Annotated in this window: 13 protein-coding genes; 6 read left to right on the top strand and 7 right to left on the bottom strand. The window is 72.1% G+C overall.

All coding sequences use genetic code 11. The features are described from left to right. Nucleotides 1–19 precede the first annotated feature (19 nt). A complete protein-coding gene (locus ACWC5C_RS27555) occupies nucleotides 20–1,675 on the bottom strand; it encodes an FAD-binding dehydrogenase (RefSeq protein WP_450879581.1) in 1,656 nt (551 codons plus the stop codon). Between the two features lie 214 nt (nucleotides 1,676–1,889). Here ACWC5C_RS27555 and ACWC5C_RS27550 point away from each other — a divergent pair, with 214 nt between their 5' ends. The 4 genes from ACWC5C_RS27550 to ACWC5C_RS27535 are packed head-to-tail and all read left to right on the top strand — an operon-like array spanning nucleotide 1,890 to nucleotide 3,922. After that, nucleotides 1,890–2,645 (top strand): hypothetical protein, encoded by a 756-nt coding sequence (locus ACWC5C_RS27550; protein ID WP_450879579.1) that lies wholly within the window; start codon nucleotides 1,890–1,892, stop codon nucleotides 2,643–2,645. A 28-nt stretch (nucleotides 2,646–2,673) separates the two neighbouring features. After that, a complete protein-coding gene (locus ACWC5C_RS27545; protein ID WP_450879577.1) occupies nucleotides 2,674–3,210 on the top strand; it encodes an NUDIX hydrolase in 537 nt (178 codons plus the stop codon). Then, nucleotides 3,207–3,614: a YidH family protein gene (locus tag ACWC5C_RS27540; RefSeq protein ID WP_450879575.1), complete on the top strand. Its 408-nt coding sequence runs from the start codon at nucleotides 3,207–3,209 to the stop codon at nucleotides 3,612–3,614. Before ACWC5C_RS27545 ends, ACWC5C_RS27540 begins: the two co-directional genes overlap by 4 nt. After that, entirely contained in the window at nucleotides 3,602–3,922 is a 321-nt protein-coding gene (locus tag ACWC5C_RS27535; RefSeq protein ID WP_450879573.1) for a DUF202 domain-containing protein, read from the top strand. The genes ACWC5C_RS27540 and ACWC5C_RS27535 overlap by 13 nt, the downstream gene beginning before the upstream one ends. 127 nt (nucleotides 3,923–4,049) lie before the next feature. Here ACWC5C_RS27535 and ACWC5C_RS27530 read toward each other — a convergent pair whose 3' ends face one another. Beyond that, nucleotides 4,050–4,979, bottom strand: a complete 930-nt coding sequence (locus ACWC5C_RS27530) for an NADP-dependent oxidoreductase (RefSeq protein ID WP_450879571.1) — start codon at nucleotides 4,977–4,979, stop codon at nucleotides 4,050–4,052. Nucleotides 4,980–5,194: 215 nt separating this feature from the next. Here ACWC5C_RS27530 and ACWC5C_RS27525 point away from each other — a divergent pair, with 215 nt between their 5' ends. Beyond that, complete coding sequence (locus ACWC5C_RS27525) at nucleotides 5,195–6,217, top strand: phosphotransferase family protein (protein WP_450879569.1); 1,023 nt, start codon at nucleotides 5,195–5,197, stop codon at nucleotides 6,215–6,217. An 8-nt stretch (nucleotides 6,218–6,225) separates the two neighbouring features. Further along, nucleotides 6,226–7,440: an acyl-CoA dehydrogenase family protein gene (locus tag ACWC5C_RS27520; RefSeq protein WP_450879567.1), complete on the top strand. Its 1,215-nt coding sequence runs from the start codon at nucleotides 6,226–6,228 to the stop codon at nucleotides 7,438–7,440. A gap of 164 nt (nucleotides 7,441–7,604) precedes the next feature. Here ACWC5C_RS27520 and ACWC5C_RS27515 read toward each other — a convergent pair whose 3' ends face one another. The 5 genes from ACWC5C_RS27515 to ACWC5C_RS27495 form a co-directional block, all read right to left on the bottom strand. Beyond that, nucleotides 7,605–8,198, bottom strand: a complete 594-nt coding sequence (locus tag ACWC5C_RS27515) for a TetR/AcrR family transcriptional regulator (protein ID WP_450879565.1) — start codon at nucleotides 8,196–8,198, stop codon at nucleotides 7,605–7,607. 26 nt (nucleotides 8,199–8,224) lie between these two features. Continuing rightward, a complete protein-coding gene (locus ACWC5C_RS27510) occupies nucleotides 8,225–9,868 on the bottom strand; it encodes an AMP-binding protein (RefSeq protein ID WP_450879563.1) in 1,644 nt (547 codons plus the stop codon). Further along, nucleotides 9,865–10,641 (bottom strand): SDR family oxidoreductase, encoded by a 777-nt coding sequence (locus ACWC5C_RS27505; RefSeq protein WP_450879561.1) that lies wholly within the window; start codon nucleotides 10,639–10,641, stop codon nucleotides 9,865–9,867. The genes ACWC5C_RS27510 and ACWC5C_RS27505 overlap by 4 nt, the downstream gene beginning before the upstream one ends. Nucleotides 10,642–10,829: 188 nt before the next feature. Then, nucleotides 10,830–11,882: a LysR family transcriptional regulator gene (locus ACWC5C_RS27500; protein ID WP_450879559.1), complete on the bottom strand. Its 1,053-nt coding sequence runs from the start codon at nucleotides 11,880–11,882 to the stop codon at nucleotides 10,830–10,832. 153 nt (nucleotides 11,883–12,035) lie between these two features. Continuing rightward, nucleotides 12,036–14,861, bottom strand: coding sequence for a penicillin acylase family protein (locus tag ACWC5C_RS27495; protein WP_450879557.1), 2,826 nt, complete (start codon nucleotides 14,859–14,861; stop codon nucleotides 12,036–12,038). Between the last annotated feature and the right edge of the window lie 8 nt (nucleotides 14,862–14,869).

The raw sequence follows: 14,869 nt of genomic DNA, 5'->3' as shown, positions 1-14,869 counted from the left end.
GATGTGAACGCGCCCGGGGCTACGACACCGCCCTGGCCGCCGCGCGGCCCGCCGTCCGTCCCGAGAAGAGGCAGCCGCCGAGGAAGGTGCCCTCCAGCGAGCGGTAGCCGTGCACGCCCCCGCCGCCGAAACCCGCCGCCTCGCCCGCCGCGTAGACGCCCGGCAGCGGCTCCCCGCCCTCGGTCAGCACCCGCGACGACAGATCCGTCTCCAGCCCGCCCAGGGTCTTGCGGGTGAGGATGTTCAGCCGCACGGCGATCAGCGGGCCCGCCTTGGGGTCGAGGATGCGGTGCGGGGCGGCGGTGCGGATGAGCCGGTCGGCGATGTACTTACGGGTTCCGCGCAGGGCGGTGACCTGGAGATCCTTGGTGTACGGGTTGGCGATCTCGCGGTCCCGGGCGACGATCTCGCGGCGCAGCTCGGCCTCGTCGATGAGCGGGTCCTTGGTCAGTTCGTTCATCCGCCGCACCAGGGCGGGCAGCGAGCGCTCGACGACGAAGTCCGCGCCGTGGTCCATGAACGCCTGGACCGGACCCGGCGCCCCGGCCCGCCCGCGCCCCAGCACATCGCGGACGCTCTTGCCCGTCAGATCCGGGTTCTGCTCGGAGCCGGAGAGCGCGAACTCCTTCTCGATGATCTTCCGGGTGAGGACGAACCACGTGTAGTCGTACCCGGTCCGCATGATGTGTTCGAGGGTGCCCAGGGTGTCGAAGCCGGGGAACAGCGGGACCGGGAGCCGCCGTCCGCGCGCGTCGAACCAGAGCGACGAGGGGCCGGGCAGGATGCGGATGCCGTGCCGGGGCCAGATCGGGTTCCAGTTCTCGATGCCCTCGGTGTAGTGCCACATCCGGTCGCGGTTGATGAGGTGGCCACCGGCGGCCTCCGCGACGCCGAGCATCTTGCCGTCCACGTGCGCGGGGACGCCGGAGATCATCCGCTCGGGCGGGGTGCCCAGCCGCTCGGGCCAGTTGGCGCGTACGAGGTCGTGGTTGCCGCCGATGCCGCCGGAGGTGATGATCACGGCTTGGGCGCGCAGCTCGAAGGAGCCGGTCACCTCGCGGCTGCTGGCCGTGCCCCGCTCGGCGCGGCTCGGCTCCAGCACCTCGCCGGTGACGGTGTCGACGGCGCCCGCGCTCCGCGAGAGCCCGGTGACCCGGTGCCGGAAGCGCAGGTCGACCAGGCCACGGGCGGCCGCGGCGCGCACCCGGCGCTCGAAGGGGGCGACGACGCCGGGCCCGGTGCCCCAGGTGATGTGGAAGCGGGGTACGGAGTTGCCGTGGCCGGTCGCGTCGTAGCCGCCGCGCTCGGCCCAGCCGACGAGGGGGAACAGCCGCAGCCCCTGGGCGTGCAGCCAGGACCGCTTCTCGCCCGCCGCGAAGTCCACGTACGCCTCGGCCCAGCGGCGCGGCCAGTGGTCCTCGTCGCGGTCAAAACCGGCCGTGCCCAGCCAGTCCTGCCAGGCGAGGTCGCGGCTGTCGCGGACGCGCAGCCGCCGCTGTTCGGGCGAGTCGACGAGGAAGAGGCCGCCGAAGGACCAGTGGGCCTGGCCGCCGAGCGACTGCTCGGGCTCCTGGTCGAGCAGGATGACCTTGCGGCCCGCGTCGGCCAGTTCGGCGGTGGCCGCGAGCCCCGCCAGGCCCGCCCCGACCACGATCACATCCGCGTCGTACGCCATGGTTGGTGGTATCCCGTCCTCGTCAGCCGGTCGACAGTGTCGTCGGGTGCGATCCTGCCTACCGGTCAGTACGGCGTCAACTGGTCGGAAACCCAGGGGGAGAGCGCTTTCCGGACACCGTCATCCTCAGGCTATAACTCTCTTGTGCAGCAAATGGGAACAATCCCCCATCATTATTGGACAGGGTTCGGCCAAACCGGCATCATCAACGACCATGGCTGACCGCTCCGTTGAGCAATCCGGGCCGCCGTATCCGGCGGACAAGCGCATCGTGAATCCGACACTTGTCACCCCCGGCCCCCAGCCCCTCGAGGCGGGCGACGCCGTCACCCCGCACATCCTCCAGGGCGAGGTCATCGGCCCCCGGCACGCCCGCGCCCGCCGCCGTGGCATCGACCCGCGGCGCAAGGCGGCCGCCGGGGCGATCCTGCTGTCCGCCACCGGCGCGGCCACCGCGCTCTTCATGCTCATGGGCAAGGACGCGCGCGAGGCGCAGGCCGCCCCGGGGCGCGACTCCTCGGCCGCCACGCCCGACGCGCCCGAGCCGAAGACCGCCGCGCTCGCCGAGTCGGCCGTCGGCGACAAGCCGCTGCGCGGCTCGCGCACCACGGAGCCCGCGGCCCCAGCGCCCGCCGCGAAACCGGCCACGCAGGCCCCGGCCGCCCCCGCCGCCGAGTCCCGCACCCCGTCGTCCGGTCAGCGCTCCGACCCGGCCCCGTCCTGGCCGGAGCGGGCCGAGCAGTGGCAGAAGCGGGCCGAGGCCTGGAAGCGCTGGGCCGAGCAGGCCCGCCAGCAGCAGGCCCGGCAGCAGGCCGAACAGCCGCCCGCTGGCGGCCAGGGTCAGGGGCGCTGGGGGAACGGCCAGGGCCAGGGCCAGGGGAACGGCGGCTACCCCGGCGGCGGCCCGTACGGCGGGCAGGGCGGGCAGGGCGGCTACGGCGGCCCCCACGGCGGTGGCCCCTCGCGCTGACGGCGGCGCCATCTGCTTGTATGGCCGTATGCCTGATCAGGAGCCGCTTTCCGCCGACGAACTGCTGGACATCGTGGACGAGCAGGACCGGGTGATCAGCCAGGCCCGCCGCGGTGACGCCACCGCCCACCGGCTGCGCCACCGCTGCGCCTTCATCCTCGTACGCGACGCCGAGGACCGCGTCTTCGTCCACCGCCGCACCGACCGGAAGCTGGTCTTCCCCTCGCTGTACGACATGTTCGTCGGCGGGGTCGTCGCGGCGGGCGAGAGCTACGACGAGGCGGCGCTGCGGGAGGCGGAGGAGGAGTTGGGGGTCCACGGGCTCCCCGCGCCCGTACCGCTGTTCTCCTTCCTCTACGACACGCCCGAACACACCTGGTGGAGCCGGGTCTACGAGGTCCGCTGCGACCTCCCGGTCGCCCCGCAGGAAGACGAGATCGCCTGGCACGCCTTCCTCACCGAGGAGGAGTTGGGGCGGCGGCTCACCGAATGGGAGTGGGTGCCGGACGGCGCGGAAGCGTACCGGCGGCTGCTGGACTGGCGCCGCGAGAGGCCCTCCCCGTGACCCGAGGCAGACTCGCGGACGCCGTGGCCAGCGCCCGGCTGTGGTTCGCGCCCGAACGGCTCCGCGAGGAGGGCGACACCCCCGACTACCGCTTCTCGCTCGCCAACGAGCGCACCTTCCTGGCCTGGCTGCGCACCGCGATGGCCCTGGTGGGCGGGGGTTTCGCGGTCGACCAGTTCCTGCCGGACACCGGCCGCCCGCTGCGGCTGGCCCTCGCGCTCACCCTGCTCGCGGGCGGCGCGGTGTGCGCCCTGCGCGCCATCAACCACTGGATCCGCTGCGAGCGGGCCATGCGGCGCGGCGAGGATCTGCCGGTGTCGCGGTTCCCGGCGATGCTGGGCCTCGCCGTCGGGGTGGTCGCGCTGCTGATGGTGATCGTCGTCGCCGTGGGGTGGGACGGGTGACCGAGCCGGTACGGGACCCCGGGCTCCAGCCGGAGCGCACCCGGCTGGCGTGGCGGCGTACGACGCTGGCCTGCGCCGTGACCGCCTCGCTCGCCGGGCGCCAGACCCTGCACGCGGGCCTCGGGCCGCTGCCGGTGCTCGCCCTTTCGCTGGTCGTCCTGTCCTGGCTGGCCTTCTCGGCCGTGGCCCACCACCGCGTCCGCCACCTGCACGCCCCGCGCCCGCCCCTCCTGACGCCGCGCGCGGCGGTGGCGGCGGTGGGGTGTGTGCTGGGAGCGGCGGTGTGCGGCGCGGCGATGCTGCGTTAGTCCACCCTTTTTGGGGCTCGGTTCGCCTCCGGGGCGCAAAAGCCCCTGTCGACGGTCGACGTGCTCGGTCGCTCGTACCTCGCTCCCTGCGCGCGTCTCCCTTTCGACAGCGGCGCGCCCCTTCGGCTCACTCGCCGACCGTGATGACGATCTTGCCCCGGGTGTGGCCCTCCGCGCTGCGCTGCTGCGCCTCCGCCGTCCGCTCCAGCGGGTACGTCGCCGACACCTCGACGCCCAGCGCGCCGCGTTCGGCGAGGTCGGTCAGGTCCTGGAGGTCGTCGGGGTCGGGGCGTACGAAGACATAGTGGCCGCCGAGGCCGAGAACCGCCGGGTCGGCGATGGAGGCCAGCCGTCCGCCGGGGGCGAGCACCTCCTCGGAGGCGGTGAGGGCGTCGCCGCCGACCAGGTCGAACGCGGCCCGCACCCCATCGGGGGCGAGCGCCCGCACCCGCTTGGCGAGCCCCTCCCCGTACACGATCGGCTCGGCGCCCAGCGTCCGCAGGTAGTCGTGGTTGTGCTCACCGGCCGTCCCGATGACCCGGGCGCCCAGGTGCCGGGCCAGCTGCACCGCCATCGAGCCGACGCCCCCGGCGGCCGCGTGCACCAGCACCGTGTCGCCCTCGCCGACCCGCAGCGCGCCGACCAACGTCTGGTAGGCCGTCAGCCCCGCCAGCGGGATGCCCGCCGCCTGCTCGAAGGTGAGGTTGCGCGGCTTGCGGGCGAGCGTGCGCACCGGCGCGGCCACGTACTCGGCGCAGGTGCCCCGGGACAGGAAGTCCTCGCGTACGTACCCGATCACCTCGTCCCCCTCCTGGAACCCGGTCACCGCCGGTCCGGTCCGCTCCACCACCCCGGCGACGTCCCAGCCGGGGATGACCGGGAAGACGGCGTCCAGGACGGGGTCGAGATAGCCCGCCTGCGCCTTCCAGTCGACGGGGTTCACGGCGGCGGCCCTGACCCTGACCAGCACCGAGTCGGGCCCGACCTTGGGGTCCCGGACCTCGCCGAATTCGAGGACCTCGGGGCCGCCGTAGCGGCGGTAGCTGATGGCCTTCATGGTGGCTGCTCCTCGCGGTTCCTGGTGTCGTTGCCCCCACTCCCCCGGTTTCCCCCTACGACGCTCCTGCTCACGAACCGCCACCGCAAATCCAGCCCGGGCGGGAGGGAACCCGTGGGGGTCGGACACTGGACGGCATACCGACTGGTCGGCATCATGAGGTGGACATGGAGTGACCCCATCCGCCGCCCGCCTCCCAGGGAAGAAGAGATTCGATGAACGCAGGCAATCCACCAGGACTGGACCTGACGCGGCTCCGCGCCCATCTCGACCGCGAGCGCCCGGGGCTGGTGGGCGGCCCGCTCGGCGCGGAGCTGATCGAGGGCGGCCGGTCGAATCTCACCTACGCCGTCACCGACGGCACCTCCCGCTGGGTGGTCCGCCGTCCGCCGCTGGGGCATGTGCTGGCCACCGCCCACGACATGCGGCGCGAGCACCGGGTGATCAGCGCGCTGCACCCGACCAGCGTGCCGGTGCCGGAGCCGGTGCTGCTGTGCGAGGACGAGGAGGTGGCCGGGGCGCCGTTCTACGTCATGGAGCACGTGGAGGGCACTCCGTACCGTACGGCCGAGCAGCTGGCCGTCATCGGCCCGGAGCGCACCCGGGGCGTGGTGCTGTCCCTGGTGGACACGCTCGTCGCGCTGCACTCCGTCGACCCCGGCGCGGTCGGGCTCGGCGACTTCGGGCGGCCGGAGGGCTTCCTGGAGCGGCAGCTGCGGCGCTGGGGCAAGCAGCTGGAGGCCTCGCGCAGCCGTGAACTGCCCGGCATCGACGAGCTGCACGCCCAGCTCGCCAAGGCGCTGCCCGCCTCCCCCGCGCCCACCGTGGTGCACGGCGACTACCGCCTGGACAACGTCCTCGTGGGCGCCGACGACCGGATCAAGGCGATTCTCGACTGGGAGATGTCCACGCTCGGCGATCCCCTGACCGACCTCGGTCTGATCGTGATGTACAGCGAACATCCGACCCTCGACGACGCGCCCATCTCCTCCACCCAGGGCGCCCCCGGCCACCCCGGCACCGACGAGCTGGTCCGGCGGTACGCCGAGGGCTCGGGCCGGGACGTCAGCGGCATCGCCTGGTACACCGCCTTCGCCTACTTCAAGCTCGCGGTGATCTTGGAGGGCATCCACTACCGCTTCACCCTCGGACAGACCCTGGGCGCGGGCTTCGACCGCATCGGCGCGATCGTCCCGGCCTTCATCGAAAACGGCCTCACCACCCTCCAGGAGAGCTGAGACACCTCATGGACTTCGCATTCGACGCCCGCACCGAAGAACTCCGCGCCAAACTGCTGACCTTCATGGACGAGCACGTCTACCCGGCCGAGGAGGTCGCCGGGGAGCAGCGCGACAAGCTCGGCTCGCCCTGGGACACCCCGGCGATCGTGGAGGAGCTGAAGGCGGAAGCCCGTAAGCAGGGGCTGTGGAACCTGTTCCTGCCCGACTCCGCGTACGGGGCCGGGCTGACCAACCTCCAGTACGCCCCGCTCGCCGAGATCACCGGCCGCAGCCCCCAGCTCGCCCCCACCGCCCTCAACTGCGCCGCGCCGGACACCGGCAACATGGAGGTGCTCACCCAGTTCGGCAGCGAGGAGCAGCGCAAGCGGTGGCTGGAGCCGCTGCTCGCGGGCGAGATCCGGTCGGCCTTCGCGATGACCGAGCCCGAGGTGGCCTCGTCCGACGCGACCAATATCGAGACCCGCATCGAGCGGGACGGCGACGACTACGTCATCACCGGGCGCAAGTGGTACATCTCCGGGGCGATGAACCCCGACTGCAAGATCTTCATCGTGATGGGCAAGACCGACCCGGACGGCGCGGATGTGCGCCGCCAGCAGTCCATGGTGCTGGTGCCGCGCGATACGCCCGGGGTCGAGGTGCGGCGGGCGATGAAGGTGTACGGCTACGAGGACCACTACCACGGCGGCCACGCCGAGGTCGTCTTCCACGGCGCCCGGGTCCCGGCCGCGAACCTCATCGGCGAGGAGGGCGGCGGCTTCGCCATCGCCCAGGCCCGGCTGGGCCCCGGCCGTATCCACCACTGCATGCGGCTGATCGGCATGGCCGAGCGGGCGATCGAGCTGATGTGCCGACGGGCGGTGGGGCGGCAGGCGTTCGGCAAGGCGCTCGCCCAGCAGGGGCAGGTCCACGAGTGGATCGCGGACGCGCGGGTGGCCGTTGAGCAGCTGCGGCTGCTGGTGCTGAAGACGGCCTGGATGATGGACACGGTGGGGAACCGGGAGGCGCACACCGAGATCCAGGCCATCAAGATCGCCACGCCGCGGACCGTGGTGGACATCCTGGACCAGGCGGTGCAGTTGCACGGTGCGGGTGGGGTGAGCCAGGACTTTCCGCTGGCGGAGCTGTGGGCGGCGGCGCGTACGCTGCGGCTGGCCGATGGGCCGGATGAGGTGCATCAGCGGTCGCTGGCGCGGCGTGAGCTGAAGCGGTACCTGTAGATCGGGGCCGGGCGGGGTTTTTCCCCACCCCGCCCCTTCCCGAACCGGGGCTCCGCCCCGGACCCCGGTCCTCAATCGCCGGACGGGCTGGAAAATCCAGCCCGTCCGGCGATTGAGGACACACGCCCGGAGGGCGTGCGGGGTCCGGGGCGGAGCCCCGAGTGTTACGGCCGCAGCGCGCGGAGCAGGAGGTCGGCCAGGTGGTCTGCCACCTGTTGGGGGGCCAGGGGGCCGCCGGGGCGGTACCAGGTGCCCAGGTGGTGCACCGAGCCGAAGTGGTAGTCGACCACCAGGTCCGCCGGAGTGTCGGCGGCGAACACCCCGGTGCGCTGGCCCTCCTCCACGAGCGCGCGGAACCGCTCGTGGTAGCGGCGCCGCTCGGCGCGCACCTGCTTGTACTTCTCCGGGCTCAGATGGTGCATCGACCGGAAGAAGATCGTGGTGTCGTCGAGGTTCTCGATGGTGGTCACGACGACGTCGGCCGCCGCGTCCCGCAGCCGCCGCTCGACGGGTGCGTCCGCGTCCGCGAAGGCGTCGAGCCGTTCCTGCTGGAGGCGGAGCACCCGGCTGTAGATCTCGTGGAGCAGATCGTCCTTGGAGCCGAAGTAGTGGTACAGGGCTCCCTTGGTGACCCCCGCCGCCTCGACGATCTCCTGGACGGACGTCCGGTCGAACCCGCGCTCCGCGAAGAGGCGGGTGGCGGCGGCCAGCAGCCGCCTCGGCACCGGCTGTCCGTCACCGTTCGTCGTTCTGGCCATGGTCGCCACCCGCTTCTCTTCCGTTCTCATCCTCGCAGTTCTCGTCGGAGGATCTTCCCACTGGTCGTCTTCGGCAGCTCGGGCAGGATGTCGACCTCCCGCGGGTACTTGTACGCGGCGAGCCGGTCCGCGCAGTACGCGGCCAGCTCATCCGGCGTCACCTCGGCCCCGGGCCGCAGGCTCACGTACGCCTTGACCGTTTCGCCCCGGTAGGGGTGCGGCTTGCCGACGACGGCCGCCTCTCGGACGGCGGGGTGAGTGTAGAGCACGTCCTCGACCTCGCGCGGCCACACCTTGAACCCGGAGGCGTTGATCATGTCCTTCTTGCGGTCGACGACATACAGCCAGCCGTCCTCGTCCATGAAGCCGATGTCCCCGGTGCGCAGTTCGCCCCCGGGCATTCCGGCCTCGGTGGCGTCGGGGCGGCGCCAGTAGCCGGGGACGACCATGGGGCCGCTCACCACGATCTCGCCGGGCTCGCCGAACGGCAGGTCCTGGCCGTCGTCACCGGCGATCCGTACGACGGTGTCCGCACCGGGCACACCGACCGCGAGGGTGCCGGACTTCGGGTCGACGGGGGCCCGTACGCCGGGCGGGACGCTGGCGCAGGGAGCGGTGCACTCGGTGAGTCCGTAACCGTTGTGCAGATACGGGCCGAGGGCCGCCTCGAAGCGGTCGACCAGCGCGGGCGGCAGCGGGGCGCCGCCGGAGGAGATGATCCGGAAGGACGAGAAGTGGTCGCGGGTGGCCTGCGGATGGGCCATCAGCGCCATGAAGGCGGTGGAGGGGCCGACGGTGTACGCGGGCCGGTGCTCGGCGAACGCGTCCAGCACGACGCCGGTCTCGAAGCGGTACGCCAGCGCGAGCGTGCCCGCCCCGGCGAGGCTCGCGCCCAGCTCGCAGACCATGCCGGTGATGTGGAACAGCGGCGCCAGCGCGAAGATCGCCGAGCCCGGGGGCAGCTCGTGGAGGAGATGCTGCCGGTCGGCGTTGTAGGACACGTTGCCATGGGTGTTGATGGCGCCCTTGGGCGTGCCGCTGGTGCCGGACGTATAGCTGATCAGCGCGGTGTCGCCGGGCGCGGGCTCATGGACGGCGGGCGGCCGGGCACCGGCGCGGGCGACCGCGAGGAGGTCGTCGGTGTCCTCGGGGGCCGGGACGTGCTCGTCGCGCAGCACCCGCTCGTCGTTCCGGGTCTGGAAGTCGTACGCGTCGGCGGTGAGCGCGATGCGCACCGGGGTGCCCGCGGCCGTCTCCCGTATGTACGCCTCCCAGCCGGTGCGGGCGCACACCAGCGCGGTGACCTCGGCGTCGGTCAGGATGTGGGTGAGTTCGCCGCCCTTGTACATGGGGTTGACCGGGACCACGGCCCCGCCCGCCTTCCACGCGCCGAGCAGCGCGATCACGAAGTGCGGGGTGTTCTGCAGCATGATCGCGAGCCGGTCGCCGGGGGCGAAGCCGCGTCCGGCGAGGTGGCCCGCCAGCCCGTCCGACAGCTCGTCCAGCTCCCGGTAGGTGACCCGGCCGTCGAAGTAGGCGATCGCGGGGTGGTCCGGGGCGTCGCGCACGGCCTCCCGGAAGGCGTGCAGCACGCTGGGGCGCGGGGTGATCGGCTCACGCTGCTTCGCGGTGAGCTGGGCGAGCCACGGCTGGTCCTGGTACGACGTCATCGGGGCGGCCTCTCTTCGGTCTCTTCGAGGGTGCGCTGCACCCGGTTCATGCCCCGCAGCCAGCGGTCGGTGTCGGTGGCGCGGGCGACGTAGAAGTCGGACACCTCGGGGTGCGGCAGGATCAGGAACCGGTTCTCGGCGATGCCCTTCAGTACCACGTCGGCGACCTCCTCCGGTTCGATCGCGGTGGGCTGGAGCACCAGCTCCCCGGCGGCTCCGCTGTCCTCCAGCATGCTGGTGCGCACGCCCTGCGGGCAGACGGCGTGCACCTGGATGCCTCGGTGGCGGTAGGTGGCCGAGAGCCATTCGGCGAAGGCGAGCGCCGCGTGCTTGGAGACGCTGTACGGCCCCGAGCCGACCATGGTGAGCAGCCCGGCGGCGGACACGGTGGAGACGAAACGGCCCTCCCCGCGCTCCAGCCAGTCGGGGAGCAGCGCGCGGGCGGCCCGGACATGGGCCATCACATTGACGTCCCAGGACTCGGCCCACAGCGCTTCGTCGGCCTCGGGGCCGCCGCCGTGGCCGACGCCCGCGTTGGCGCAGAAGATGTCGATGGTGCCGCCGAGCGCGTCCCGGGCGTCCGGCACCACCTCGGAGGCGTCGCCGGGGACGGCGGTGCCGCCGATCTCGGCGGCGACGGCCTCCGCCCGGGCCGCGTCGAGGTCGTTGACCACGACCTGGGCGCCCTCGGCGGCGAAGCGGCGGGCCAGGGCGGCGCCGATGCCGCCGCCCGCCCCGGTGACGACAACTCGCGCTCCACGCACGGTATCCACGATTGAGACGCTCCTCGGATGCGGCGCGGCCGTCGGCCCGGATCGGCCCGGCCGCACCGGCAGACTAACCAGTCGGTATGTTGAAGGGAAGAGGGCGCGGGGCTGACTGGCGGATGATGTCGGGGCGACCGTACGGAGCGGCCATCGACCGCACGGAGCCGGGCTACCGGTCGCGCGGGCTCCGGGGGCTACCGGTCGCGCGGGGTCCGGGGGCGCTGGTCGCCGATGACCCGGCGCCAGCGGGCGTTCTCCCCCGCGAGGGCGTTCCACAGCACGTTGAGCGGGTGGTCGTCGTCCTGCGCGGCGCGCTCCCCGGCCCGTACGAAGACCCCGACGAGCACGTCCAGCTCCGGGGCGAGGTCGTCGGCCAGCTCCAGGGTGCGCAGCCCGGCGCCGGTCCGCAGCCGCCCGTCGGCCACCGCGTCGCCGATGCCCTGGGTCACCAGCACCCCGCCGTTCAGCACGCCAGAGGAAAGCAGTTCGAGGCCGTACTGCACGGTGTCGATCTCGGCCGCGATGTCCAGCTCCTGGCGGTAGCGGCCGCCGAACCAGCCGCGCAGGAAGCCGGGGATGAGGCCGTCCGCGGAGACCGCGAGCGGCACCCCGGGCAGGGCGCTCACCGCGACGGACGGTCCGGGCAGTTCCCCGGCGCCCAGGTTGGTGACCAGGGACAGGCCGCTGCGCCGCCACTCCATCACCTCGAGCCCGTCCAGCCCCCGGTTCTCGCTTCCGCCCGTCAGCACGCTGCCGCAGACCAGGTCGAGTTCCTTGGAGCCGAGCCGGTCGAGCAGGTCCCTGGTGCGGACGTGTTCGACCTTCAGCTCGACGCCGCGGCGCCCGAAGTCCTCGGTGACCAGTTCCACCGCGTTCAGCAGAAAGCCGAGGGTGTAGCGGGTGGAGCCGACGGCCAGGCGGCCGCCGAGCCGTCGGCGGCAGTCGCGCAGTTCCTCCTGCCAGCCGCGCAGCGTGCCACGGGCGAGTTCGGCGAGGCTCTCCCCGGTGGCGGTGAAGAGCACATTCCGGCTGCGGCCGCGTTTGAGGACGAGCGGTTCTCCGCAGAGGGTGCCGAAGTTCCGGTTCATCGTGTCGAGCTGTTTCTGAACGCTGGACTGCTCGCGGCCCAGCAGCCGGGCGGCGCCGAGCGCCGTACCGGTCTCGTGGACCGCGAGCAGTGTGCGCAGTTGATCCATCGTGGTGTCCAGCAGCGCCGCGGGGTACTGCCACCGATCGCTTGAGGACATTCCGGTCTGCTGCTCCCCCGTACAAGAAAACGCTCCCCTGACCATTCCGAGCATAGTGCAGCGCATTTCCTGTCCGGCGGCCCGACGGGAGGGCCCGGCGGGGCTATTCCGGAATTCACGACGGAAACAACGGGAAATACCGGAAGGACGCGCTCAGCGGTGCCGCGCGAACTCCACCACTTGCTGGTACGTGGGACGGTTCTGCCAGCTGATCTTGTCGTGGGTCAGTCCGCCGACCGTGCGCTGGATGATGGAGTCGGCGCACCACTGGTCGCCCGCCGCGCAGTTCTCGTCGCCGGGGTAGACCTCGGTGGCGGGCTTGGCGGCGGCCTGCTTGAGGCTGCTGAGCAGGGTGTCACGGCAGGCGCTCAGGTCGCCGCCGCCGCAGTACCGCTTGGCGAGCGGGCCCTTGACGTCCTCGCCGAGGATCGCGCGCAGATCCTTGTCGACGTAGGACCACCAGCCGTACTGGAACGACGATCCGGCGTGCGAACCGGTCGGCCCGTGGCCCGCCGAGGGCGACTCGTCCACGCTCAGGTTGGTGCGCAGCGCGTCGTACAGCTCGTCGCCGAGGCCCGGTTTGAACTCGGCCTCGACCAGCAGCGGCCACCACGCGTCCATGATGCGCACCGCGTCCGCGTGCCCGTAGGTCTTCGAGCCCGCGCCGGTCTCGCGGCGCTGTGAGCCCGCCGCCTCCCAGGAGTCCAGCCGCTGTACGGCGGAGGCCACCGCCGGGTCGTCTATCGGCTTGCTGCGCAGCACCTTCAGCAGCTCGGGCAGTACGTCCTCGCCGCGCAGGTCGGTGACGGCGGCCTCGGCCATCGCCCGGGTGAGCGCGGCGCGGGTCACCCCGCCCTTGTCGACCAGGGCGCGCACCCGGTCGTCCAGGAGATCGCCACGGTGCACGGAGCCGTTGCCGAAGCCCGCCGCGCTGTAGTCCTTGGCGAGCTTGTTGTTCCAGCTGATGTAGTAATCCTGGTCGATGGACTGGGGGTGTTCGGCGGGCGGGGTGTACGCGGCGGTGTTGTGCGCCGGGTCGAAGTCCCGCCACTCGTAGGCCGGTTCGGCCTTGACCGGCAGCGAAGGATCGACGCCGTCGGCGCGCCGCAGGTTGAGCCCGCTGTTGTAGTAGGCGGCCTGCTTGGAGTCGGCGTAGAACCAGTTGAAGGTGTAGTTGATGTGCTGGGCGGCGCTCTGGAAGGACTTCGCGTCGGTCACGTAGCCCGGGTCGTTGAGCATCTGGAAGCCGACGATCGAGTCGGCCTCATGGCGGTAGGTGGCGCGCAGCGAGGTGTAGGCGACGGGTTTGCCGCCGACCGTGGCGCGATGGGTCACCAGGCCGTACTTGGTGCGGTACACCTGCATCCGGTAGGAACCGGCGGCAGTGGAGTCGGCGACGGTGGGCTTCCAGGCGTTGCGCCGCTCCAGCTTGTCCATGGGCAGGCAGTCGCCGTGGTAGCGGTAGTACGTGGCGTCCTTGGAGGGCGTGGAGCCGTCCGGTGAGCACAGTTCGACCGCGTAGGTGTCGGTGACGTCCTGGGCGGAGGTGGTGGCGCTCCACGCGTAGTCCTGGCCGCGCCCGAGCTGGACGTACATGCCGACGCCCGCGAAGGAGGCGCCACGGGCGCTGATCCCGGGGCCCTGGAGTTCCTGGAGCATCAGCAGCTGCGGGGCGAAGTAGCCGGTCTGCGGGCCGAAGACGGCGACCGGGTGGCCGCTGGCGGTGTACTTGCCGGACACCACGAGCGCGTTGGACATGCCCTTCTTGCGGCTGAGCAGATCGCGGGGCAGCACCCCGTCGTCGTAGATGCCGCGCAGCTTGTCGAGCTTGGCGGGCGCCTTGACCGTGGTGCGGGCCTTGGCACCGGCGGCGGTGGCGCCGCCCTCGCGGTCGTAGACGAGCTGTTCGGGGCTGACGGAGCCGGGGTCGGGCATGGCGGTGCCCTTGGGTGAGGCGGGCTTGTCCGCGTACGGGAAGCCCTTGCCGTCGCGGACGGTCAGTACGGCCTCCGGGTCGTTGCGCTGCCGGAAGGACTCCCACACCTTGGCGCCCTCTTCGATGCCGTACTTCTGCTGGGCGGCCAGCATCGACAGCGCGCCCTCCACCTCGCCGCCCCCGCCGTTGCCGAAGAGCGCGCCGACGACGGAGGCCAGGGCTATCAGGTCGGTGAGCTTGAAGGGCTGGATCTCACCGGCGTTGGTGATCGCGTCGATATGCCCGGTGAGCACGTACTCGCCGGGGAAATTGCGGGCGTCCTTCGCCTTCTTGGCGTAGGCGTTGATCCCGTCGACATACGCCTGGGCATCGGCCAGCGCCTGCTTTCCGCGCTCGCCGCCGGTGGCCAGGATGTAGTCGATCTGCGCCTGATAGTCCGCCTCGGCATACGGCGCCTGGCGGAAGAAGTCCTGTTCCAGGCCCTGGTTGGAGGGGGCGCCCCCGGCGAAGGAGGTCAGCTCGCCGCGTCCCACATGGCGGAAGAGATCCATCAGCCACAGCCGGTCCTGGGCGGCGGCGTATCCGGCGCCGAACTCGGTGCCCTCGCGGGTGGTGCCCTGGATGTGCGGGACGCCGGTCTTCTTGTCCCGGGTGATCGTGACGTCGTCGCGGGGCTTGGTGACCGACTCGACCTGGTCCGCGGGGACCCCGAACGACGAGTCGTTGAAGAAGGTGTTCAGCTTGTCGTCGGTGAGCGACGGATAGCCCTGGGCCAGGTTGTTGTACGGGCCGAGCTGGTCGGCGCTGTGCGCGGGGCGGGTGCCGAACACCCGGTTGGCGAGGATGTCGGCCAGGGTCGCGTTGCCGGTCGCACCGGGGGGCAGGATGTCGGAGCACTGCCCCCCGCAGTAGTCGGTGGCGGCCTCGGCGGCGGGTGCCGCTTGGGCCTCTTGCGGCAGCGGGGCCGCGAACGTGGCGCCGAGCGCCAATACCGCGGCCGCGGCGACCGCGACACGGGTGAGCCTGCCGGTTCTTAAACGCATATCCGCTC

This window comes from Streptomyces sp. NPDC001700, from assembly GCF_053596435.1.
The sequence above is the reverse complement of the archived record's forward strand: the minus strand, read 5'-3'. Positions and strand labels throughout refer to the sequence as shown.

Bases quoted from the DNA above. Each gene is read 5' to 3' on its own strand.
- ACWC5C_RS27555 (WP_450879581.1), bottom strand. From the start codon at position 1,675: ATGGCGTACGACGCGGATGTGATCGTGGTCGGGGCGGGCCTGGCGGGG.
- ACWC5C_RS27530 (WP_450879571.1), bottom strand. From the start codon at position 4,979: ATGAAGGCCATCAGCTACCGCCGCTACGGCGGCCCCGAGGTCCTCGAA.
- ACWC5C_RS27500 (WP_450879559.1), bottom strand. From the start codon at position 11,882: ATGTCCTCAAGCGATCGGTGGCAGTACCCCGCGGCGCTGCTGGACACC.
- ACWC5C_RS27510 (WP_450879563.1), bottom strand. From the start codon at position 9,868: ATGACGTCGTACCAGGACCAGCCGTGGCTCGCCCAGCTCACCGCGAAG.
- ACWC5C_RS27520 (WP_450879567.1), top strand. From the start codon at position 6,226: ATGGACTTCGCATTCGACGCCCGCACCGAAGAACTCCGCGCCAAACTG.
- ACWC5C_RS27545 (WP_450879577.1), top strand. From the start codon at position 2,674: ATGCCTGATCAGGAGCCGCTTTCCGCCGACGAACTGCTGGACATCGTG.
- ACWC5C_RS27515 (WP_450879565.1), bottom strand. From the start codon at position 8,198: ATGGCCAGAACGACGAACGGTGACGGACAGCCGGTGCCGAGGCGGCTG.
- ACWC5C_RS27525 (WP_450879569.1), top strand. From the start codon at position 5,195: ATGAACGCAGGCAATCCACCAGGACTGGACCTGACGCGGCTCCGCGCC.
- ACWC5C_RS27495 (WP_450879557.1), bottom strand. From the start codon at position 14,861: ATGCGTTTAAGAACCGGCAGGCTCACCCGTGTCGCGGTCGCCGCGGCC.
- ACWC5C_RS27550 (WP_450879579.1), top strand. From the start codon at position 1,890: ATGGCTGACCGCTCCGTTGAGCAATCCGGGCCGCCGTATCCGGCGGAC.